Source organism: Brevibacillus parabrevis (assembly GCF_003710905.1).
GTDB classification, from domain to species: domain Bacteria; phylum Bacillota; class Bacilli; order Brevibacillales; family Brevibacillaceae; genus Brevibacillus; species Brevibacillus parabrevis.
On record NZ_RHHV01000021.1, the window covers coordinates 98,033 to 121,596 of the forward strand.

A 23,564-nucleotide genomic window follows, 5' to 3' on the forward strand; every position below is an offset into this window, starting at 1 on the left:
TAATGCGGGAGAGGAGGGGAGGCGGTAGAGCGCAAAATGAGAGAAGCCACAGGATAGGATGAGTTCGTTACGCTGTCTACTATGAGAAAAGGATGATTGCTGAAAATGAAAACATTCGAATCGATTGGGATTGTCGGAGCCGGGATAATGGGCTCGGATTTGGCTTTGGACCTGGCTAGTCACGGATATCGCGTCATTTTGAAAGATTTGCATCCCGACATTTTGGAAAAAGCGAAGCAGAAGATGCGCGAAGACTTCAAGCTGGTCAAGCTGATGAAAAAAGAGATTCCGGTAAAAGACATAGAGCAGGTGCTCGCCAACGTATTGTTCACCACGACTTACGATGATTTTTCTGCCGTGCCGTTCGTAATTGAAAACATCACCGAAAATTGGGAGGCCAAGAAGCAGGTCTACCTTGAGCTGAAACAATACTGCCCGGAAGACACGATTTATGGCGTCAATACAAGCTGCATCTCCATTACGAAGGTCGGCTCGCTGCTGCCCAAGCCGGAAAATGTCATCGGGATGCACTTCATGAATCCGGTGCCGCTCAAGCAGATGGTGGAGATCATCCGTGGCTACTACACGTCCGAGCAAACGATCGAGAAAATCAAAAGCTTCCTGAAGTCGGTCGACAAAAAGCCTGTACTGGTCAACGACTCGCCCGGCTTTGTCACAAACCGCGTGCTGATGCTGATGATTAATGAATGTATTTGGGCGATTCACGATCAGGTGGCGACGCCGCAGGACCTCGACAAAATATTCCGCTTGGGGTTCAGCCATAAAATGGGTCCGTTGGCAACCGCGGACTTGATCGGGCTCGATACGATTTTGCACTCGATTGAAGTGCTGTACGAGAGCTTCAACGATCCTAAGTATCGCCCGTGCCCGCTGCTGGTCAAAATGGTCGACGCCGGACTGCTTGGCAAGAAAAGCGGGAAAGGGTTTTTCGATTATACGGCGGCGTCTCCATTGGCGCACAGTGCCAGATAAGCCGTGTGCCGGACGAAGCCGATCAAAATTTCATGTAAAGGAACATGCAAATGGAGCTGAAAAACGGGATTAAATGTGTCGTCTGGGATTTGGACAACACGGTCTGGAAGGGCGTTTTGTCGGAAGGAGACGATGTTGCCCTCTATCCGCAAATCAAGGAAATCATGGAACAACTCGATCAGCGCGGCATTTTGCAGTCGGTGGCAAGCAAAAACAATTACGCTGACGCGATGCGCAAGCTGAAAGAGTTTGAGATTGACCACTATTTTTTGTACCCGCAAATTCATTGGGAGCCGAAGTCCAAATCCATCGGGGCGATCCAGCAGGCGATCAACATCGGGATGGACACGCTGTTGTTCGTCGATGACCAGCCTTTTGAACTGGACGAAGTGAAAAGCGTGCACGATTCGATCAACTGCCTGCACGCCGAGCGCTATACCGAGCTGCTGACACATCCTTCGCTGATTCCGGCTTTTATTACGGAGGACTCGAAAAAACGGCGGTTAATGTATTTGCAAGACATGGAGCGTCAGCAGGAGGAAGAGTCTTTCACAGGCACGAGCGAAGAGTTTTTGAAAACGTTGGACATGAAGTTCATAATCAGCGAGGCGCAGGAAGATTGCCTGAAACGCGCGGAGGAGCTTACGGTCCGCACGAATCAGCTGAACTCGACGGGGCGGATATACAGCTACGACGAGCTGAATTATTTCCGCCATTCGCCCGACCACAAGCTGTTCGTGTGCGAGCTGACCGATAAGTATGGCTCGTACGGAAAAATCGGAATCGCCCTGGTCGAAATGAACGAGACGCACTGGCATATCAAATTGCTCATCATGTCTTGCCGGGTGATTTCCAGAGGCGTTGGCACCGTATTGCTGGCACACATCATGCAGCAGGCCAAGCAAGCCGGCAAACGATTGCTGGCCGACTTTAAAAATACGGAAAGAAACAAAATGATGTACGTTTCCTATCGTTTTTCCAACTTTAAGGAAGTTTCCAAAGAAGAAGATGGCTTTGTCATCTTGGAAAACGATTTGACCCAGATTCAAAAATTCCCGCCTTATATCGATGTGCTCGTTTCGTAGGAATGACTATTCAATCAAAAAAAGGAGAGTTTACACATGCAACTTCAAGAACAAATTCGCAACTTTATTCTGGCCAATCTGGTTGTATTCGACGATGAAGTGGAATTTAGCGATGACGACAATATTTTTGAACTGGGCTTCGTCAACTCCTTGTTCGCGATGAAGCTGGTCACGTTTATCGAAAGCGAATTTCAGCTGACGATTGAAAGCGACGAAATGGAAATTTCCAACTTCAATACGATCAACAACATCGTGAATTTTATCCAGTCCAAATCGGTGTACAAATAAGTGAAGCAGATGATTTACACGACGAAAAATACAAGTGCTGATTTCAATTGGACGGAGTATTTTACCACGCTTAACAGCGGAGAGACACCCGGTGTCGATGCAAACCTATATTTTCAAAACGTCCGGGAACTTTTGCGCGAAAATGCTCACTTGCTCGGCTTGGTGCTTGGCGACGTGCTTCGAAAGCTGTTGCGAGACGTTCCGGTCAAGCCCGAGCCGAGAGTGCTGGAGCTTGGCGCAGGCACCGGATTTTTGACGCGGCTTTTGCTGACGATGTACCAAGGAAGCGGGGTTTTGGTCGATAATTGCCAAACCTCCTTCGACGCCTATAACCAAGTCGCGCATAACCATGCGGATCGCATTACGTACTTGCTCGAAGACTTGTTCACGCTGAAGCTGACAGAAACGTTTGATCTTGTTTGCAGTTTTGGTTTGATTGAACATTTTAAAGAGAAGGCCGAAATCTTGTCCATCCACAAACAGTTTTGCAAGGAAGATGGATATTTGATTTTGATCGTTCCGATGGATAGCTTTTTGACGCGTGCTTATTACGAAGTTCACCCAGAAATCAACCTGGGATACCGGGAGCTGCTGACCAAAAAAATCGCTTTGGAGCAGCTCAGAGCCAGTGGTTTGCAGCCGATTCGCGCAGAAGTCAGTCAGGGCTATGTCTACGATTTTTTGACGATTTTATGCAAATAAGCAAAGCGTAGACAGAAGCACATTTTGAATGATGGGGATTGAATAAATATGACAATAACAAGCCCACACAGCATTCTGGAAGAAGTAAAACAGTTTGCAGAAGAAGAAATCAGACCGTTTGCTGCCGAATTTGAACAACAAAAAGCGCTTTCACGCGAGCTGATCAAAAAAATGGGGGAAAAGCGCTACTTGGCTGCAAGCTTTCCAGCACAGTACGGGGGCTTGCAGCTGCACCCCCTCGAATACGGGAACCTGGTTGAAGAGATCGGAAAAGGCGCTCTGTCTGCCGCGATGCTGCTGACGGTTACGACCGGGCTGGTAGGCGAAACGCTCATCCGTTGGGGCAGCGACTACCAAAAAGCACAGTACGTGCTGCCCATCGCAAGGGGCGAGAAGGTCGGGGCTTTTGCTTTAACCGAACCGGGAGTAGGAAGCGGCGCCAAGGATGTGAAAACTTCCTATGAAAAAGCGGGCGACAAGTATCGGATTACCGGGCGCAAAAAATGGATTTCGTTTGGGGAGATCGCCGACTTTTTTATCGTCATTGCTTCCGATCCGACGACGAACGCGATCAGCGCTTTTCTCGTCGACCGCGAGCAAGAGGGTGTCCACATTCGCAAAATCGAAGGGCTGCTTTCCTGCGCAGCTTCCCAGCTTGCCGATATCGAGCTGCACGATGTGGAAGTGGACGCGGACAAGCTGATCGGCAAGGAAGGAATGGGCTTCACGGGCATTGCCAACTTCGCGCTCGACCAGGGGCGGTTTAATGTCGCCTGGATGGGCGTCGGACTGGCGCAGGAAGCCCTGGAAGTGATGGTTACGTATGCGCGCAAAAGAAACCAGTCCGGGCAGAAAATTTTCAACTTTCAACTGATCAAAGGCATCATCGGCGATGCCGTGACGAACGTTCATGCTGCTCGCTCGCTCTGCCGGGAAGCCGCTCGCATGCGAGCCGACAATCATCCGGACGCGATTGTGCAAACGACGATGGCGAAATACTTTTCCTCGGTAGTAGCCAACAAGGTTGCCTCCGATGCCGTTCAGGTGCTTGGCGCGAACGGCTGCTGCAACCTGTATCCAGTCGAACGTCTTTTCCGGGAGGCGAAAATTTTGGAGATCATTGAAGGGTCTTCGCAAATTCAGCAGCAAATCATCGCCATGCACGGCGCGAACCGCTACTATCAGCCAAAAAGGATTACGGAAGTATGAAAAAATTAGATGCCAATCAAGTCAGCGACATCATTTCTCTCAGTCCGATGCAAGAAGGGATGCTGTTTCATTACTTGAAAGAACCAGACAGCTCCCTCTATTTTGAGCAAATCAGCTTGCATGTTTCCTCGGCTGTCCATATCGCTGCATTTCAACAGGCATGGCGGCACGTCGTCTCCGTCAACGAGATGCTGCGTGCCGTTTTTCGATGGGAAGGGGTCAAAACGCCTCTTCTCATCATCCTCAAAGAGCTGCCGGACTTTTTGCGCTATGTGGATGTATCGGCACAGGTGACCGCGGACCGCGACACGTTTGTGGCTAACCTGCTGGACGAAGATCGGGCAAACAAGTTTGATCTGCGGGAAGGTGCGTTTCGCGTCAGTTTGTACAAATTGGGAGACGAGGACTATCAGCTGATCCTGAGTCACCACCATATTTTGTTCGACGGGTGGAGCACGGGCATTCTTTTGGCTGAGTTCATGGAGACGTATCAGCAGTTGCTGGAGCAGCGCCAGCCGACCGTTGCGGCGAAGCGAAAATTCAAAGACTTTATCAAGTCGGTCCAGCAAAAAGACAAGGCAGAGCAAGAAACGTTCTGGAAAACTTATCTGCAAGAAGTAAATCCGCTCTGGTTGCAAGAGATTATCCCAGCCAATCAGTCTCGTGCAAGCAAGCACACCGCGGAGAAAAAACAGGCCCGGCTGGACATCCCGCAGTCGCTTCATGCTGAAATCAAACGCCAAGGAAAACATGCGATCAGTTGCTACCTGTACGGGGCATGGGCGTTGCTCCACTATTTTTATGCAGACAGCAAAGACGTGGTTTTTGGCACGACCGTTTCGGGGAGGGAGGAGTCTCTCGATGGCATAGACAAGATGGTGGGCTTGTTTATCAATACGTTGCCGCTGCGATTGGCGATCGACCCGGACGAATCCCTCCAGGCATTTTTGGAGCGGGTGTTTGCTTCCATGAATGCCCGCAAGCATTATGGCTCCACACCGTTGCGGGATATTAAAAAATACAGTGGACTGCCTTTTGAAAAAGAGCTGTTTGATACGGTGCTCGTCATTGAAAATTATCCGCTTCAACCGCATTCGAAAAATCGGAATTTCGTTATCGATTCCTTTTCATATAGAGAAGAAACCAATTATCCGCTCACGATCTTTATTACGTTGTGGGAGACGATCGAGCTTGTTGTCGACTACGACTGCCGCGTCTATAGCGAAGCGTTCGTGCAGGAGCTGTGCGCGCGCTACAAAATGATTTTGACGTACCTCGTGGAGCAGCCACTGGAAACGATTCGCACGGTTGATTTTCTGTTTCCCGAAGAGAAACAGAAGCTGCTGGGCGAATGGGTCAATACGAAAGTGGCTCTGCCCACGGGGAAAACGATCCATCAGCTATTCGAAGAGCAAGTGGACAAAACGCCTGAGCGCATCGCCCTGACATACGAAGGCCGTTCTTTTACGTATCGGCAAATGAATGAGCAGGCGAACCAGTTGGCGAATTTGTTGCAGGACGCGGGCGTTCAACCGAACCAGGTCGTGGGCTTGTTCATGGATAGGCGGCCGGAGCTGGTGATCGCGCTGCTCGGTATTTTGAAATCCGGTGGCGCTTATTTGCCGTTGGAGCCGACGCTGCCGCTGGAACGCTGCGCGACGATGCTTTCCGACGCTAGTGCCAATGTGGTGGTGTCCGTCCAGAAATTCACGGATGTGTTGGCTGGGCTTAAAACCAAGTGTCCGCTACTCCAAACCGTTGTGTGCATGGATCAGGCAGAAAGCGAAGCAGAGTACAGTCTGCGCGACTTGCAGCAATACGCTCGGGAAGTGGCGGTAACAGTCCCTCAAGCGACTTCCGATGATTTGGCATACGTGATCTATACTTCTGGATCGACCGGAGTGCCCAAGGGTGTCATGATCTCGCATGAAAACGTCGTGAATTTTCTGTACGCAATGGAACGGGAAATCGGTTTTGAACCCGAACATACCGTTCTGGCGCTCGCTGCCTACTCGTTTGATATTTTTGTCCTGGAGTCATTGGCGCCGCTCTGCTGGGGAATGAAAATGACACTGGCGAGCGATGCGGTGCTCAAGGACCCGGATGAAATCATGAAGCTGATCGAAGCTGAGTCGGTGACGATTCTCCAGGCGACGCCATCGCGGATGAAGCTGCTTGTGCAATCGGCGCGAGCGAGCAGTCTGCAGCAGCTGCAAAAGATTTTGATCGGCGGAGAAACGTTATCGGAAGATTTGTACAAATCGTTGCGCGCGATCACAAAGCAGTCTATCTACAATGTGTACGGCCCGACGGAAACGACAGTATGGTCTACGATCCAGCGGCTTGAAGAAACGATTTCTGTCGGCAAGCCGATTGCCAATGTAGGCATCTATCTTTTGTCGAATGAGAGAACGCTGCGCCCGCTTGGCTATCCGGGAGAAGTGTGCATCTTCGGGAAAGGTCTGGGGAAGGGGTACTTGAACCAGCCGCTGCTCACTGCGGAAAAGTTCATAGCCAACCCGTTTCAGCCGGGCGAGCGGTTATATTGTACGGGCGACTACGCCTATTGGCTGCCGGATGGCTCCTTGCAGTTTGTCGGGAGAAAAGACCATCAGGTCAAAATCCGCGGGCACCGCATAGAGATGGCCGAGGTGGAAAGCGCCTTGAAGGATTTTTCCCCGGTCAAAGATGTCGTCGTCATCGAAATAAAAGAAAAGAACGAGTCAGCCCTGGCTGCCTACTTGGTGGTCGACAGCGGTTTCAACTGGACAGCTTGCAAAGCGTTTCTCAAAACGAGGCTGCCGCATTACGCCATTCCGTCTGCTTGCTACCGGATACCGGAAATTCCGTACACCCGCAATTTGAAAGTGGATCGCAAAGCGTTGGTGCAAATGCAAAAAGAGCCGCTGCATTTGTTGGAACATACGATCGAGCCGAAAAGCAAGCTGGAAGCGAAGATTGCTGAGACGTGGAAAAACGTGCTGGAAATCGAGCGGGTGGGCATACACGATCGGTTTTTTGATGTCGGCGGCGACTCGATCAACGTCATCCGCTTGTGCAATGAGTTGAAAGCGGAAATGAACACGGACGTTCCGGTGCAGACCATTTTCACCTATCCGACGATTCATGAATTGGCAAACTACTTCCACGCAAAAGCAACAGGGGAGAGCCGGACGGCCAAGCCTTCAGCCGAAAAGCCCAAAGCGGCCAAGCCCCGCACTGTGGATATTCAAGACACCGATGTTGCGATCATCGGAATGGCAGGCCGATTTCCGGGAGCGGCTGACAAGGAGCAGTTTTGGCGCAATCTCGTCAGCGGCAACGAGGCAATCAAGTTTTACAGCGATGAAGAAATGGAAGCGCTCGGCATCGATCGCGAACTGTGGAACAATCCGCATTATGTCAAGGCGAAAGGAAAGCTCGACGATATCGATTGCTTTGACGCCGAATTTTTTGGCTATACCGTAGCGGAAGCCGAGTGGATGGACCCGCAAATTCGCTTGCTGCATGAGTGCGCGTGGCATGCCCTGGAGGATGCGGGGTACGAGCCGGAAGCGTATCCAGGCTCTATCGGTTTGTACGTCGGCTCTGCCTACAATATTTACTGGGTGCCGGAGACGTTCTCTCCATCGCTTTACGCTTCTGAGCAATACCAAATTTATCACGTCAACAGCAATTCGTTCGCGACGCTGATTGCTTACCGGATGAATTTGCGCGGGCCAGCGATCACTGTCCAGGCAGCCTGCTCGACTTCGCTCGTGGCAGTTGATCGGGCTTACAAGGACTTGCTTTTTGGAGACTGCGACATCGCCGTTGCAGGGGCGGCTGCGGTTACTTTGCTGGATGAAGCCGGATATGTCCATCAGGAGGGGATGGTTTTATCCAAAGACGGACATTGCCGCGCCTTTGACAAGAAAGCGACCGGGACTGTCACCGGAAACGGGGTTGGGCTAGTCGTCTTAAAACGTCTCAAAGATGCGCTGGCAGATGGAGATCATATTTACTCTGTTTTGAAGTCCACGGCTGTCAATAATGACGGAAACCGCAAAGTGGGCTATTCGGCTCCAAGTGCGGAAGGACAAGCGGCCGTGATTCAAAAAGCGATCGAACGGTCCGGGATCGAAGCGGCGCAGATTCACTATGTCGAAGCGCATGGAACGGGAACGGCATTGGGCGATCCTGTTGAAGTGGAAGGGCTCAAACTGGCCTTCGACACGGACAAGAAAAATTACTGCGGGCTCGGCTCCGTCAAAACGAATATCGGGCATCTGGAAGCGGCGGCAGGGATTGCCGGACTGATGAAAACATCGCTCGCGCTCAAAAACCGGATGATCCCGCCGACGATCAATTGCGAAGAGGTCAATGGGCAGATCGATTTCGAAAATTCCCCGTTTTACCTCAATACACAGCTGCTCGATTTGCAAAACGAAGACATGTTTCCGCTGCGGGCAGGCGTCAGTTCATTCGGGCAAGGAGGCAGCAACGCTCATGTGATTTTGGAGGAAGCGCCGCCAGCGATCGAGACGCCAGCGAAAAGGCGGTACCAAATGATCGCGTTGTCCGCTCACAGCGAGGCAGCGTTGAAAGAGATGAAGGGACGGATTGGCGAGCGGTTCAAGCGCGACGACAGCATCCAGCTGGCCGATGCCGCCTATACGCTGAAGGTAGGGCGCAAACGTTTTTCGCACCGCTCTGTCTTGCTTTGCACAGAAGTGCGGGAAGCGATTGAAGTTTTGACGGACAAAAACTCCCGGAAATCATGGGATTTTGTCGCTTCCGAGCAAAGCCCTGCGCTTGTGTTCATGTTTTCGGGGCAAGGTGCGGAATATGTGAATATGGCCTTGGATCTGTACCGTCACGAGCCGCTTTTCCGCGAGAAGCTGGATGAATGCTTCGCGATTTTGCAAAACATCTCGGGTGTCCGCTATCAGGACTATTTGTACCCCGACCAGCCTGACGATCAGATAGCGCGGGAGATACACAGGCAGAGCGTTTCCCAACCGCTGCATTTTGCCATCGAGTATTCGTTGGCCTGGATGCTGATGGAGTGGGGCGCTGCCCCGTCGAACATGATCGGATACAGCATCGGCGAGTATGTTGCCGCGTGCATAGCCGGAGTTTTCTCGCTGGAAGACGCTCTGGTTTTGACTTACCACAGAGGCAGGCTCATGGAAAAACTCCCGGAAGGCGTCATGCTGACGGTTCCTTTGGCGGAGGAAGCTTTGCTTTCCATCTTGCCGCATGAGCTGTCGATTGCAGCCGTGAACGAGGAATCGTGTATTGTCGCTGGAAGCAAGGAGGACATCAGCCGATTCGAAGCCGCGTTGAAGGAGCAAAAGGTCATCAGCATGCGGCTCGCTATTTCCCACGCGGGGCATTCTAACATGCTGGATTCGATGCTGGCAGAATTTGGCGAATACGTACAGAACGTTTCGTTCCAGCCGCCTGTGCTGCCGTTTGTGTCCAGCTTGACGGGCAATCCGATTACGCCAGAGGAAGCGGTCGATCCGGGCTACTGGGTGCGGCATTTGCGCGAGCCTGTCCGCTTTGTGGCAGGGTTGCAAAAGCTGGCGCAGCAGGAGCATACGTTATTTATCGAGATTGGGCCGGGGCGAAATCTTTGCATGCTCGCCCAGCGGTTTTTGCGCCCTGAGCGCAACCAAAAGCTGCTCGATACGATCCGGGTGGAGCGAAAGCAAGTGGCGGACGACGAACAGCTTTTGAAGACGGTGGCGCAATTGTGGCTGTATGGGGTCGACCTGGACTGGAAACGGTTTTACGACGGCGAACGGCGCAGAAGAATTTCTTTGCCGGGATACCCGTTTGCGAAAAAGCGTTACTGGAACCATGCGTTTCGTTTTGACACCAGCCAGTTTGGCAAACGGGCGAAAGGCAAGCGCTTGGCAAGCGCAGCGCTACAGTCCGCGGCGTCGCTCTCGTTTTCGCCTGCGCATTCGCAGGAGCGACTGTCTGGACAGGTGGCCGAATCGGCTCCAGTCGTTCATACGTTTGCAAGTGAAGAGGGAAGCGTGATCTCGCGGTTAGTAGGGGAGATCATCGGCGGTCCGAATGTAGGGGAAGACGAGGACTTGTTTGAAGCGGGATTTGACTCGCTCAAGGTTGTATCGTTTATTTCCAAGCTTGTGGATGCGTTCCAGGTGCAACTGACGATGCACGAGGTGTTCGCGCATCCGACGATCCGCGAGCTGGTGCCGCTCATTCGGCAAAAAGCGCCGCAGGCGGCTGTCGTGATTCCGAAAGCGGCAGAAGCGCCGTACTATCCGGCTTCGTCCCAGCAAAAACGGCTGTATGCGTTGCAGCAGTTTGACGAAACGAGCACGGCGTACAACATTCCGGGCGTATTTTTGCTGCACGGGTCTGTCGACCGGGAGCGGATGCAGGCTGCGTGTGAAGGGGTGCTGCAGCGGCATGAGGCGTTCCGGACTTATTTTGAGCTGGACGGGCAGGAGTTGGTGCAGAGGATTGTTGCGGTTGCTTCGCCCTTTGCGCTTGAATGGCGGGAGATGCCGGGCGCGAGCGTGGAAGAAGCGATGGAAGGCTTCATTCGTCCGTTCTCGCTGCACGAAGCGCCTTTGCTGCGGATTCGCCTGGTGAGCGTAGGCACTGACCGCCACGTCATGCTGATTGACATGCACCACATTATTTCCGACGGACTGTCGATTGAACGGCTGGTCAGCGATTTCCTCGCTTATTACGACGGGCAGACGCTGGCGGAGCCGAAGCGGCAGTACAAAGACTTCGCCGTCTGGCAACAAAGCCGGGATGCAGCCGATTGGCAAAAGGAAGCGGACTTCTGGCTGCAGCAGTACAGGGACGGCTACGAAACGCTCGATTTGCCAACCGATTACCGCCGTCCGCCGATCAAGCATTTTGCTGGCGACCTGAGGCGGTTTGTGTGGACGGACGAGCAAGCGTCTGCGCTCCGCGAATTTTGCCGCGCGCAGCAGTTGACGCCGTACATGCTGCTGTTCGGGTGCTTCTCGATCCTGCTGGCGAAATACAGCGGGCAGCAAGCAATCATGGTCGGGACGCCAGTGGGCGGACGCATCGGCGCGGAGACCGAAGAGACGGTCGGGGCTTTTGTCAATACGCTGGCGCTGCGCAGCTACCCGGCAGGGGAAAAGCGCGTAGTCGACTACTTGCAGGAGTTGAAAGCGTATTGCTTGCAAGCGTTTGAGCACCAGACATACCCGTTTGAAGAGCTGGTGCAGCAGGTGGAAAAAGAGAGAGACCTCAGCCGCAACCCGTTGTTTGACACGATGTTCGCCTGGGAGCAGCGCGATCGCAGCCAATTGCGCATTCGCGGGCTGGACGTGCAACGCCAGGATATCCACAGCGGCATCGCCAAGTTTGACCTGATGCTGCAAGCGTGGGAAGAGCAAGGGCAGATGGGCTTTGCGCTGGAATACGCGACGGCGTTGTTTGCCGCCACCACGGTGGAGCGCATGGGCAAGCATTATACGCAAATCCTTCAAGAAATTTTGCAGGCTCCTGAGCAGCCGATTAAAGAAATTCGCTTGATTTCTGCGGAGGAAGAACAACTGCTGCGGGACGGTTTCAACCAGACGCAAGTGGATGAGGACTGGAGCCGCAGCGTGATGGCGCTCATCGAAGAGCAGGCAAGCGTGCGCGGTGACGAGCAAGCGGTGATATGCGAAGGGCAGAGCCTGACTTATCGCGAGCTGAACGAGCGTGCGAATCAAGTAGCGCGGTTCTTGCTTGAGCAAGGCTGCGAGAAAAATGAGATCGTCGGCATCATGGCAGAGCGCTCCTTGGCGATGATCATCGGGCTGCTGGCGATTGAAAAGGCAGGCGCGGCCTACTTGCCAATCGACCCCGCCACGCCAGCCGAACGGATTCAGTATTTGCTCGAAGACAGCGGCGCTCGTCTCGTATTGACCCAAACAAAGCTGATCGAGCAAATTGCTTTTACAGATTCTGCTGAGATTGCCGTCTACGATCTGGAAGACGAAGTGCAGTACGCCAGCTATGAACGCACCAACCCCGGTGTACCGCTTTTGCCGGATGACCTGGCGTATGTGCTCTACACATCCGGCTCCACAGGCCAGCCAAAAGGAGTCATGCTAACGCACGGCGGCATGTCCAATCGCTTGTGCTGGATGGCGGCGCATTACGGCATGGACGAACAGGAAGTCGTGCTGCAAAAGACGACCTATACGTTTGACGTCTCCGTGTGGGAGCTGTTTTTGCCGCTCATGATCGGAGGGGTACTCTGCTTCGCCAAACCAGGCGGAGAAAAAGACCCCGAGTATCTCTATCGTCTCATCAACGAACAAAAAGTGACAACGCTGCACTTTGTACCGTCCATGCTGGCAGCGTTTCTCCACACCTTGCCGGACAACGCGGATGAAGCTTCCTTTTCTCGCCTCAAGCGCTGCATTTGCAGCGGCGAAGAGCTAAGCATCGAAGTGAAGGACCGCTTCTTCCGAAAAATGCCGGGAGTAGAGCTGCACAACCTGTACGGCCCTACCGAGGCGTCGATTGACGTGACGTTCTATGAAGTGCGGGCAGAAGATCGGCTAATTCCGATCGGCAAGCCAGTAGCGAACACCCGACTGTACATCGTCACCGAAGAAGGCGGCTTGGCGCCGATTGGCGTGCCGGGAGAGCTGTGCATCGCTGGCATCCAGCTGGCAAAAGGCTACCTCAACCGCCCGGAGCTGACCGCAGAAAAGTTCAGGGAACTGCCGCTGCTCCCCGGAGAACGACTGTACTTCACGGGCGACCTGGCCCGTTGGCTGGAAGACGGAAACATTGCCTACTTGGGTAGAAAAGACACGCAAATCAAACTGCGCGGCTTCCGGATTGAACTAGGAGAAATCGAGTCAGCGATCCAGTCCTATACAGACAAGATCGAGACGGTTGTCGTGGTCAGCCAGGGAACACAAGCGGAGAGCAAGGTGCTGTGCGCGTTTTTCAGCGCGACGGAGAAGGTCGACATTGGCAAGCTGAAAGCACATTTGCAGCGGCATCTGCCTGCTTACATGGTTCCGGTGCACTATCAGCAGCTCGCTGCGCTTCCGCATACGTCCAGCGGCAAGATCGACAGAAAAGCTTTGCCACGCATAACGGCGAGCGACGATGTGGACATGGCCGCGTCGGAAATGTTGGCGGGGGAAGATGGGCAGCTTCTTGCTTCTATTTTCAAAGAAACATTGGGCATCGAGAACATCTCCTCTAGCGCTCACTTTTTTGAGTTGGGAGGCAATTCGCTCGCTGCAATTGTGTTGAAAGCGAAAATTTCCGCCGCCTTCCAGGTGCAGCTGACGATGCAAGAGGTGTTCGCGCATCCGACGATCCGGGAGCTGGTGCCGCTCATTCGGCAAAAAGCGCCGCAGGCGGCTGTCGTGATTCCAAAAGCGGCGGAAGCGCCGTACTATCCGGTTTCCTCCCAGCAAAAACGGCTGTATGCGTTGCAGCAGTTTGACGAAACGAGCACGGCGTACAACATTCCGGGCGTATTTTTGCTGCACGGGGCTGTCGACCGGGAGCGGATGCAGGCTGCGTGCGAAGGCTTGCTGCAACGGCATGAGGCGTTGCGGACGTATTTTGAGTTAAACGGGCAAGAGTTGGTGCAAAAGATTGTTGCGGCTGCTCCGAGTGGTTTGGCAGTTTTGGGTACTCCGGCAGTTCCGAGTGCGTTGGCCGCTCCGAGTGCTTCGGCTACTCCGAGTGTTTCGGCAGTTCCGAGTGAGTTGGCTGCTCCGAGTGGTTCGGCAGTTCCAGGTGATTCGGTTGCTCCGAGTGATTCGGCAGTTCCGGGTGCTTCGGCAGTTCTGGGTGCTTCGGTTGCTCCGAGTGGTTTGGCAGTACCGGGTGCTTCGGCTACTCCGAGTGCCCCGGCTGCTCTGACTACTTCTGCTACTCCGCCCTTTGCGCTTGAATGGCGGGAGATGCCGGGCGCGAGCGTGGAAGAAGCAATGGAAGGCTTCATTCGTCCGTTCTCGCTGCACGAAGCGCCTTTGCTGCGGATTCGCCTGGTGAGCATTGCGCCCGACCGCCACGTCATGCTGATCGACATGCACCACATCATTTCCGACGGACTGTCGATTGAACGGCTGGTCAGCGATTTCCTCGCTTATTACGACGGACAGACGCTGGCGGAGCCGAAGCGGCAGTATAAAGACTTCGCTGTCTGGCAACAAAGCCGGGACGCAGCCGATTGGCAAAAGGAAGCGGATTTCTGGCTGCAGCAATATAAGGACGGCTACGAAACGCTCGATTTGCCAACCGATTACCGCCGTCCGCCGATCAAGCATTTTGCTGGCGACCTGAGGCGGTTTGTGTGGACGGACGAGCAAGCGTCTGCGCTCCGCGAATTTTGCCGCGCACAGCAGTTGACGCCGTACATGTTGCTGTTCGGTTGCTTCTCGATCCTGCTGGCGAAATACAGCGGGCAGCAAGCAATCATGGTCGGGACGCCAGTGGGCGGACGCATCGGCGCGGAGACTGAAGAGACGGTCGGGGCTTTTGTCAATACGCTGGCGCTGCGCAGCTACCCGGCAGGGGAAAAGCGCGTAGTCGACTACTTGCAAGAGCTGAAAGCGTATTGCTTGCAAGCGTTTGAGCACCAGACATACCCATTTGAAGAGCTGGTGCAGCAGGTGGAAAAAGAGAGAGACCTCAGCCGCAACCCGTTGTTTGACACGATGTTCGCCTGGGAGCAGCGCGATCGCAGCCAATTGCGCATTCGCGGGCTGGACGTGCAACGCCAGGATATCCACAGCGGCATCGCCAAGTTTGACCTGATGTTGCAAGCGTGGGAAGAGCAAGGGCAGATGGGCTTTGCGCTGGAGTACGCGACGGCGTTGTTTGCCGCCTCTACGGTGGAGCGCATGGGCAAGCATTATACGCAAATTCTTCAAGAAATTTTACAGGCTCCTGAGCAGCCGATTAAAGAAATTCGCTTGATTTCTGCGGAGGAAGAACAACTGCTGCGGGACGGCTTCAACCAGACGCAAGTGGATGAGGACTGGAGCCAAAGCGTGGTGGCGCTCATCGAAGAGCAGGTGAGCAAGCGCGGCGACGAGCAAGCAGTGATATGCGAAGGGGAGAGACTGACTTATCGCGAGCTGAACGAACGCGCGAATCAAGTAGCGCGGTTCTTGCTTGAGCAAGGCTGCGAGAAAAACGAGATCGTCGGCATCATGGCAGAGCGCTCCTTGGCGATGATCATCGGGCTGCTTGCGATTGAAAAGGCAGGCGGAGCCTACTTGCCAATCGACCCCGCCACGCCAGCAGAACGGATTCAGTATTTGCTCGAAGACAGCGGCGCTCGTCTCGTATTGACCCAAACAAAGCTGATCGAGCAAATGACTTTTACAGATTCTGCTGAGATTGCCGTCTACGATTTGGAAGACGAAGCGCAGTACGCCAGCTATGAGCGCACTAACCCGGGTGTACCGCTTTTGCCGGATGACCTGGCGTATGTGCTCTACACATCCGGCTCCACCGGCCAGCCAAAAGGAGTCATGCTAACGCACGGCGGCATGTCCAATCGCTTGTGCTGGATGGCGGCGCATTACGGCATGGACGAAAACGAGATCGTGCTGCAAAAGACGACCTATACGTTTGACGTTTCGGTATGGGAGCTATTTTTGCCGCTCATGATCGGAGGGATACTCTGCTTCGCCAAACCAGGCGGAGAAAAAGACCCCGAGTATCTCTATCGTCTCATCGACGAACAAAAAGTGACAACGCTGCACTTTGTACCGTCCATGCTGGCAGCGTTTCTCCACGCCTTGCCGGAGAACGCGGACGAAGCTTCCTTTTCTCGCCTCAAGCGCTGCATTTGCAGCGGCGAAGAGCTAAGCATCGAAGTGAAGGACCGCTTCTTCCGAAAAATGCCGGAAGTAGAGCTGCACAACTTGTATGGCCCCACCGAGGCGTCGATTGACGTGACGTTCTATGAAGTGCGGGCAGAAGATCGGCTAATTCCGATCGGCAAACCAGTAGCGAATACCCGCCTGTACATCGTCACCGAAGAAGGCGGCTTGGCGCCGATTGGCGTGCCGGGAGAGCTGTGCATCGCTGGCATCCAGCTGGCAAAAGGCTACCTCAACCGCCCGGAGCTGACCGCCGAAAAATTCAGGGAACTGCCGCTGCTTCCCGGAGAACGGCTGTACTTCACGGGCGACCTGGCCCGTTGGCTGGAAGACGGAAACATTGCCTACTTGGGCAGAAAAGACACCCAAATCAAGCTGCGCGGTTTCCGGATTGAACTAGGGGAGATCGAATCGGCGATCCAGTCCTATACAGACAAGATCGAGACGGTTGCCGTGGTCAGCCAGGGAACACAAGCGGAGAGCAAAATGCTTTGCGCGTATTACAGCGCGACAGAACAGATCGATTCAGGCCAGCTACAGGCGTATTTGCAGCGGCACTTGCCTGTTTACATGGTTCCGCTGTACTATCAGCAGCTCCCTGCGCTTCCGCATACGTCCAGTGGAAAAATCGACAGAAAGGCGCTTTCCCGCATGCCATTGAACGTGGAAAAGGAAAGAGCCGTTCTGCCCAAAACCGAGCAGGAAAAACAACTGTCGCTGATCTGGAAAGAAGTGCTGCAAGTCGAGAAGGTCAGCATCCGTGACGACTTTTTCCAGCTCGGAGGAAACTCGCTCAGCGTCATCCACTTGCACAAGCGCTTGACGGAGCAGCTCGATCCAACTATTTCGATCGCCAATCTGTACCGATATCGCACCATCGAATCTTTCCTGGCTTACACGAGTCAGAAGGCGCACGCAGGCAAGTCGCAAACGATGACAGTGCCGGAACGCAAAGAGCGATTGCTGCAAGGCAATGCCAAACGATCACAGCGACTATCAAAAAGAAAAGGGACAAATAGCGATGAGTAAACAAGTAAACGGACTTGAGATTGCCATTATCGGCATGTCGGGAAGATTTCCGGGAGCGCTGGACATCGCAGGCTTTTGGCGCAATCTGGTCAATGGCACAGAAGCGATCGCGTTTTTCTCCCGGGAAGAACTGGAAAAGAGCGGCATCGACCCGGAGCTGCTCGCCCATCCAGACTACGTTCCGGCAAAAGGCTACCTGGAGAACAGCGAATATTTCGACGCCTCCTTTTTCAACTATTCACCGCTTGAAGCAGAGGTCATGGACCCGCAGGTGCGCATTTTTCACGAATGCGTTTGGGAAGCGCTTGAAGATGCGGGTTATTGCACTGACACGTACTCTGGTTTGATCGGTCTGTACGCGGGAGCTGCCAGCAGTCTTTACTGGCAGTCCCTCGCTTTTTTGTCAGAGAGCGCCCAACTGCTCGGTCCGTTTTCGGCCAATCAGCTCGCAAACAAAGATTTTATGTCGATGCAGATTGCCCATCGGCTGAATTTGAAAGGGCCGAGCATGACCGTCAACACAGCCTGCTCGACATCGCTTGTCGCGGTCCATCTCGCCGCGCAGGCATTGCTGAACGGCGAGTGCGACCTTGCTCTGGCTGGGGGTGTCAGCATCTCCTTGCCGTTGAAGTCCGGCTACCAGTATCAGGAGGGCATGATCCTGTCGCCGGACGGGCACTGCAAGCCGTTTGACGCAGATAGTCAAGGCTCCGTGCCAGGCAATGGGGCAGGGGTTGTCGTCTTGAAGCGCTATGAAGAAGCAATCGCGGACGGGGATCACATTTATGCGGTCATCAAAGGTTCCGCGATCAACAACGACGGAGATCGGAAAAGCGCCTACACGGCTCCAAGCGTGGAAGGGCAAGTCGAGGTGATTCAGACGGCCCAGCAATTGGCCGAGGTAGATTTTGCCGACATTCACTTTGTCGAGACGCACGGCACAGGAACCGTACTCGGCGATCCGATTGAGCTGGAAGCATTGCGCACGGCTTTTGCCAGCGAGGAAGGCACGTGCCTGATCGGCTCGGTCAAGTCCAATATCGGCCACCTCGACGCAGCGGCAGGAGTTGCAGGGCTCATCAAGGCAACGCTCAGTTTGCAGCATAAGTTACTGCCGCCGACTTTGCACTTTCAAAAGCTGAATCCGAAAATTGACTTGTCTGACTCGCCCTTTGAGATCAATGCCAGGCTGTTCGATTTGACTGCCATCCAAGACACATTGCGGGCCGGAGTAAGCTCTTTCGGGATCGGCGGCACAAACGCCCATGTCATCCTGGAGGAAGCGCCGCCGCTGCCTAAGTCCGCGAAGGGCAGAGACTCGCAGCTTATCCTGCTTTCGGCGAAAAGTGAAACCGCCCTGGACCAGTCCAGCCTGAATTTGCTCGACTATATCCGTAAAAACCCGGATGTTTCCTTGGCAGATTTGGCGTTTACTCTCCAGGTTGGAAGAAAGGCTTTCGAGCACAGGCGCTTTGTCGTCGCCAGCCATACGGATGAATTGACTGAGGTTTTGCAGTCCGTTGGAAACGAAACAGGAAAGCGCTCGCGGAAGCTGTTTACAAGCGTTGTCGAGCAGGCCGACAAGAAAATCGTCTTCATGTTTCCGGGGCTGGGCAATCAATACGTGGAGATGGGTCTTGGGCTGTACCGATCTGAGCCGTTGTTCCGCAAAGAGCTGGATCAGTGCTTTGCGATACTCGACCGTTACTTGGATGTGCCGAGCAAGGAGTGGTTCTTTCCACAAACGGATCGCGAGCAGGCCATGCAAAAAATCAGGCAGATCGACATTAGCCAGCTTGTGGTCTTCATTTTCGAGTACGCTCTCGGCAAGTATCTGATGGAGCTAGACGTCAAGCCTGATTATATGATCGGCTACAGCTTCGGGGAATTTGCGGCCGCCTGCCTGGCAGGGGTGTTTGCGCTAGAGGACGCCATTCGCGTGATTATCCGAAGAGGCCAGCTCATCAAGCAGACCGAAGAGGGAGCCATGCTGAGCGTCCCGCTGACAGAAGCAGAGCTTTTGCCATTGCTTCCGGAAACGCTCTCCTTGTGCATCGTCAACGGGCCGTCTTGTGTCGTCGGAGGAACGAGAGCAGCGGTGGAGCAGTTTGAGGAACAACTGAAGTCCCAAAAACAGCTAGGCATTCGCCTGGATACTGCCCATGCGCTGCACTCGGCTTTAATGGAGCCGATCAGACAGGCGTTCGAGGAGGAAATGCGGCAGATTCAGCTTCATCCCCCTCATATCTCGTTTATTTCCAATATGACCGGGGAGTGGATCACGGCTGAACAGGCAACAGACCCTGGCTACTGGGCGAGACAGCTGACGGACCCGATCCGCTTTGCTCGCGGTCTGCAACACATTTTGCAAGAAGACGCGCTAACTTTTGTCGAAGTGGGACCAGACCGGAATCTGAGTGCTCTGCTGCGCTATTTTGTTCAACGCGACTCGGCCCATACGATTCTCAATATCATCCGAAATCCGCAGGAAAAAGTAGACGACCTGTATTACTTGTACACCCGTCTGGGCCAACTGTGGGGAGCAGGCCATACTGTCGACTGGACGAAGCTGTACCAGTCCGAGAAGCGAAACAGACTTTCCTTGCCGACTTATCCGTTTGAGCGTGACTATCATTGGCTAGACGGCAATCCGTTTCACATGCTGCACGACAAGCAAGCATCTGCGAAAAAGAACTTGCAAAAGAAGCCGCAGATCGAGGATTGGTTTTATGCCCCTCTTTGGCAGCAAAAAGTGTTGCCGCTTGCCGCTCAGCCGCCAGCTCACCAAACGTATCTCGTCTTCGCCAATCGGGACTCGCTTTGCGACGAGTTGATTCGCCAGCTGTCGTCTGCCGGACAAGTTCCCATCGTCGTTTACAGCGGTGCGGAATTTGCCGCGAGCAGTCAAGGATATGTGGTAAATCCGGCTTCTTCCGCGGATTACGAAAATCTTTTTGCCAGCATGCAAGAGCAAAAGCTGCGAATCGACCATGTGCTGCATTTGTGGAGCGCCGGACAAAAGCCGAGCGCCCCTCTGGATGTGTTTGCCTTGCACAAGACGCAGCAAACAGGCTTTTACAGCGTCATGCATACAGCGCGAGGCTTGCAGCGCCTGGACAGGCACAGAGTCGTCCGCATGGCAGTCGTGACGAATGAAGCCGTGGCTGTGACCGGACAGGAGACGCTGTTTCCCGAGCACTCGCCGCTGATTGGGTTAGGGCACGTCATTCCCCAAGAGATGCACAACATCCGCCAGCTGACCGTTGATATTTCGACCGCCGAGCTCGAAGCCGGGGAAGCTGCCAAACAGATGGCCCAGATGCTGCTGGAAGAGCTTGCGCACGAGTCGGCAGATCGATTGGTCGCGTACCGTCATTTCCAGCGCTGGGTTCCAAGTTATCAGCCTGTCAAGGTGACAGAGCCGAAGACAGAGCCTTTTCGCCAAAACGGCGTTTATGTAATTACCGGGGGCGCAGGCATGATCGGCTGGATGATCGGCAGCTATTTGGCCAAGCATTATCAGGCGACGATTGCCATCATTCAACGATCATTCCCGGTGAAGCAGGAATGGGCAGCATGGCTTGCCGAGCACGGAGAAAAGGACGAGCGAAGTATGCGCATCCGCGAAATGCTCGACGCAGAGCAAGCGGGAGCCACTATCGAAGTTTACCGGGCGCAAGTCGACGACTATTTGCAGATGTCCAATGCGATAGCCGAGATCGAAGCCGCTCACGGGACGATCCATGGCGTCTTCCATTGCGCAGCGAGCATGGGAGATCACTTTTTCCATGCGATTGACCAGCTGGACGAGGGGCTTTGCCAGGCGATTTTTCAGCCGAAAATGGACGGGGTGCTCGTCCTCGATCAAATATTGGAGCAAAAATCACTTGATTTTTGTCTGCTTATGTCCTCGACAGCGGCTGTGCTGGGCGGGTATGGCTTTGCTGCGTATGCGGCGGCGAATGTGTTCATGGATGCCTATACGAACAAGCGAAACAGACAGCGCAGCGTGAAATGGAAAACGATTGACTGGGAAGCATGGCGGAGCCGTGAGAAAGCGGCGGCGAGGTATCAGTCTTCGATCGGCGATCTGGCCATGACGCCGGAAGAAGGGATCGAAGCTCTCCGCAGAGTATTATCAATAGATCGCTTGCACCATCTTGTGCATTCCCCCGGTGATTTGGAAGCGCGGCTGGATCAGTGGATACGGTTCCTGGAGCAGCCCGCAGGAAAAGCCAATGCTGTCGCCATGCCGAAAAGCGCTCGCCAAAAACGGAAAAGCACTTCCGCGATGGTCGACTATGAAAAGCCGTCCAATCACGTCGAACAAAGAATCGCAGAAATTTGGGAGACGTTTTTGGGGATTGAGGAGATCAGCACCAACGACAACTTTTTTGAGTTGGGTGCCACCTCTTTGACATTGATTCGCATCAAATCGCTTCTGGAAGAAGAGTTCCACAAGCCGATCCCGATTGTCGACCTGTTTGCCAATCCGACCATTGCCAGCTTGGCGAAAAGCATCCAGGCAGGTGAAACCGGAACAGGCGATGAAGGCGAGGCAACAAGGCTGAAAGAGCGGGAAGTCGCCGGAAGGGAGCTTTTGGCCAGACAAGCAGAGCTGAGAAAGAGAGAGTGAGAACGAGAACGAGCTAATCCATGGGCATGTAAACGGTCAAGACGTTTTCCCCATTTAACCAAAAAGGTGATTAACTGTGAGCGCAATCTTAGATATCATTCCCCTTCACCACGATTCACGAAACTGCAAAGAGGACACCATCGTTACCGTCGCCACTTGGTGGAAGCGTGACTACGCCTTGATGTTTTTGGAATCGTGGGGATTTGCATTTGATCAAACGCAATGGAAACAATCAGGGAAGCTGTACCAGAGCATTACGTCAGGCATCGGAGACATGTTGAACTTACTCAGGCACCTTCACGGCATCGAAATCTTTGTTAAGGGGAGTGTATCCTTGCAGGACACAGTCGCTTTGGTGGAAAGCGAGCTGCAAGAATCAAGGCCGGTTGCCATCGATTTGGATTCTTATTACTGCCCGTGGAGCCACGGCTATCAGAAGTACCACTCGATTCATACGTGTTTGATCGTAGGAGCAGACAAGGCCAGCCAGACTTATACGCTGGTAGATTGCTTTTACGAAAGGCAAAACGTCACGATTTCGATCGCGGATTGTTTTCGGCAAGAGTGCCGAGGGATCGCGCTTTTCCGCAAGCTGCCAGAACATGAGCAAGCCTTCGACTGGAAACAGACGATCCTGTATGCGCTGAAACAAACGCTGTATCGGGAGCGAGAGGCGACTGCTTTTGAGAAGATGCGAGAGTTTGCCGATGTGTTGCAGCAGTTGCCAACAGTCGCTGGCGAGTTTAACGATTCGCAGCAAGTATGGATGTCGCCGCTCTTGTCCATCTTGCACGCAATCAGCAACGGCAGAAAGCATTTTGCCTCTGCCTTGCAATATGTGCATGACCGCTTTCAAATAGACAGCCTTGCTCCACTGATCCAGGACTTGACTTACTCGGCGGCTCAGTGGAGCACGGTGCTGTCCATGCTGACGAAAGCGTATTATCAATCGGGCGACAGCAAGCTGATTCAGCGGGCGGCCAGCAAAGTCCGGATGGTTGCCGAACTGGAGGAAAAGGTTGCCGATCAACTGCAAAACATCTGCGGAGAGAGGCCCCATCATCTGGCGGACGACAAGCGCGAGCGATCGAAAGCGGGTGCGGGCTACAGCAGGATGACGTTCATCGACCTGGCTGATTCCTGCAATAACAAAGGGTTCAGTCATGTGGCTGCGTCTGCTTGTACCGCCGATTTGACGCTGATGGGCGAGGTTTTCTTGCTAGAGGATGTGCCGGAGCAACCGATCTGGAATGTAAACGGGATGGAGTTTTCTCTGCCCGCGCTTGCGGAAAACAGAAACGATAACATCTCCTGCGCGGGACAAGAGATCAACGTCCCGGAAGGCTACTATTCCAGCCTGCTGATCTTGGGCTGCTCAGAGTGCGGGAGCTACACGGAGAGAATCGAGATTTTGTACGAGGACAACGTCGTCAGATACATTCCGATTCAATTTACCGACTGGTATATGGAGCCGATGTTCGGGGAAACAACCGCATGGGTAGGCAAGGGCGCGGCGCGAAGAGAGGGCCAGGTGGAAATCCTCGATTTTCCGGTCAGACTGCTGGTGCAGCAATACTATTTGAATCCGAGCCGAAAAATGCTGCGGATCAAATTGCCTGATTGCCCCAATATACATATTTTTGCCATGACCTTGATGGCAAAGGGATAAGCATAGCTTGTCAAACCGCCACCCTTGGTGGACAAGCAATTTTGGCTTGATTTGGCCAGCCGCCTGGAAAAGAAACCGGGAGAAAA

The 23,564-nt window shown here is 53.7% G+C and carries 8 protein-coding genes; all 8 read left to right on the forward strand.

Features of this window, described 5'->3' with window-relative positions; translation table 11 throughout:
* Window positions 1-105 precede the first annotated feature (105 nt).
* The 8 genes from EDM60_RS25460 to EDM60_RS25495 all read left to right on the forward strand — a co-directional run bounded on the left by EDM60_RS25460 (window position 106) and on the right by EDM60_RS25495 (window position 23,478).
* Window positions 106-993 (forward strand): 3-hydroxyacyl-CoA dehydrogenase family protein, encoded by an 888-nt coding sequence (locus EDM60_RS25460; protein ID WP_122966454.1) that lies wholly within the window; start codon window positions 106-108, stop codon window positions 991-993.
* A 56-nt stretch (window positions 994-1,049) separates the two neighbouring features.
* Window positions 1,050-2,078 carry an HAD-IIIC family phosphatase gene (locus EDM60_RS25465; RefSeq protein ID WP_173598188.1) on the forward strand — a complete coding sequence of 343 codons (1,029 nt, stop codon included), beginning with the start codon at window positions 1,050-1,052 and terminating at the stop codon, window positions 2,076-2,078.
* A 36-nt stretch (window positions 2,079-2,114) separates the two neighbouring features.
* The gene (locus EDM60_RS25470; RefSeq protein WP_122966456.1) at window positions 2,115-2,366 is read left to right on the forward strand and encodes an acyl carrier protein; all 252 of its coding nucleotides are present in this window, start codon (window positions 2,115-2,117) and stop codon (window positions 2,364-2,366) included.
* A gap of 9 nt (window positions 2,367-2,375) precedes the next feature.
* Entirely contained in the window at window positions 2,376-3,068 is a 693-nt protein-coding gene (locus EDM60_RS25475) for an SAM-dependent methyltransferase (protein WP_229049952.1), read from the forward strand.
* A gap of 48 nt (window positions 3,069-3,116) precedes the next feature.
* The gene (locus EDM60_RS25480; protein ID WP_122966458.1) at window positions 3,117-4,277 is read left to right on the forward strand and encodes an acyl-CoA dehydrogenase family protein; all 1,161 of its coding nucleotides are present in this window, start codon (window positions 3,117-3,119) and stop codon (window positions 4,275-4,277) included.
* Window positions 4,274-17,173 (forward strand): non-ribosomal peptide synthetase/type I polyketide synthase, encoded by a 12,900-nt coding sequence (locus EDM60_RS25485; RefSeq protein ID WP_122966459.1) that lies wholly within the window; start codon window positions 4,274-4,276, stop codon window positions 17,171-17,173. Before EDM60_RS25480 ends, EDM60_RS25485 begins: the two co-directional genes overlap by 4 nt.
* Window positions 17,166-21,809, forward strand: coding sequence for a type I polyketide synthase (locus EDM60_RS25490; protein ID WP_167470385.1), 4,644 nt, complete (start codon window positions 17,166-17,168; stop codon window positions 21,807-21,809). Before EDM60_RS25485 ends, EDM60_RS25490 begins: the two co-directional genes overlap by 8 nt.
* A gap of 76 nt (window positions 21,810-21,885) precedes the next feature.
* Complete coding sequence (locus EDM60_RS25495) at window positions 21,886-23,478, forward strand: BtrH N-terminal domain-containing protein (protein ID WP_141254230.1); 1,593 nt, start codon at window positions 21,886-21,888, stop codon at window positions 23,476-23,478.
* Window positions 23,479-23,564: the final 86 nt, after the last annotated feature.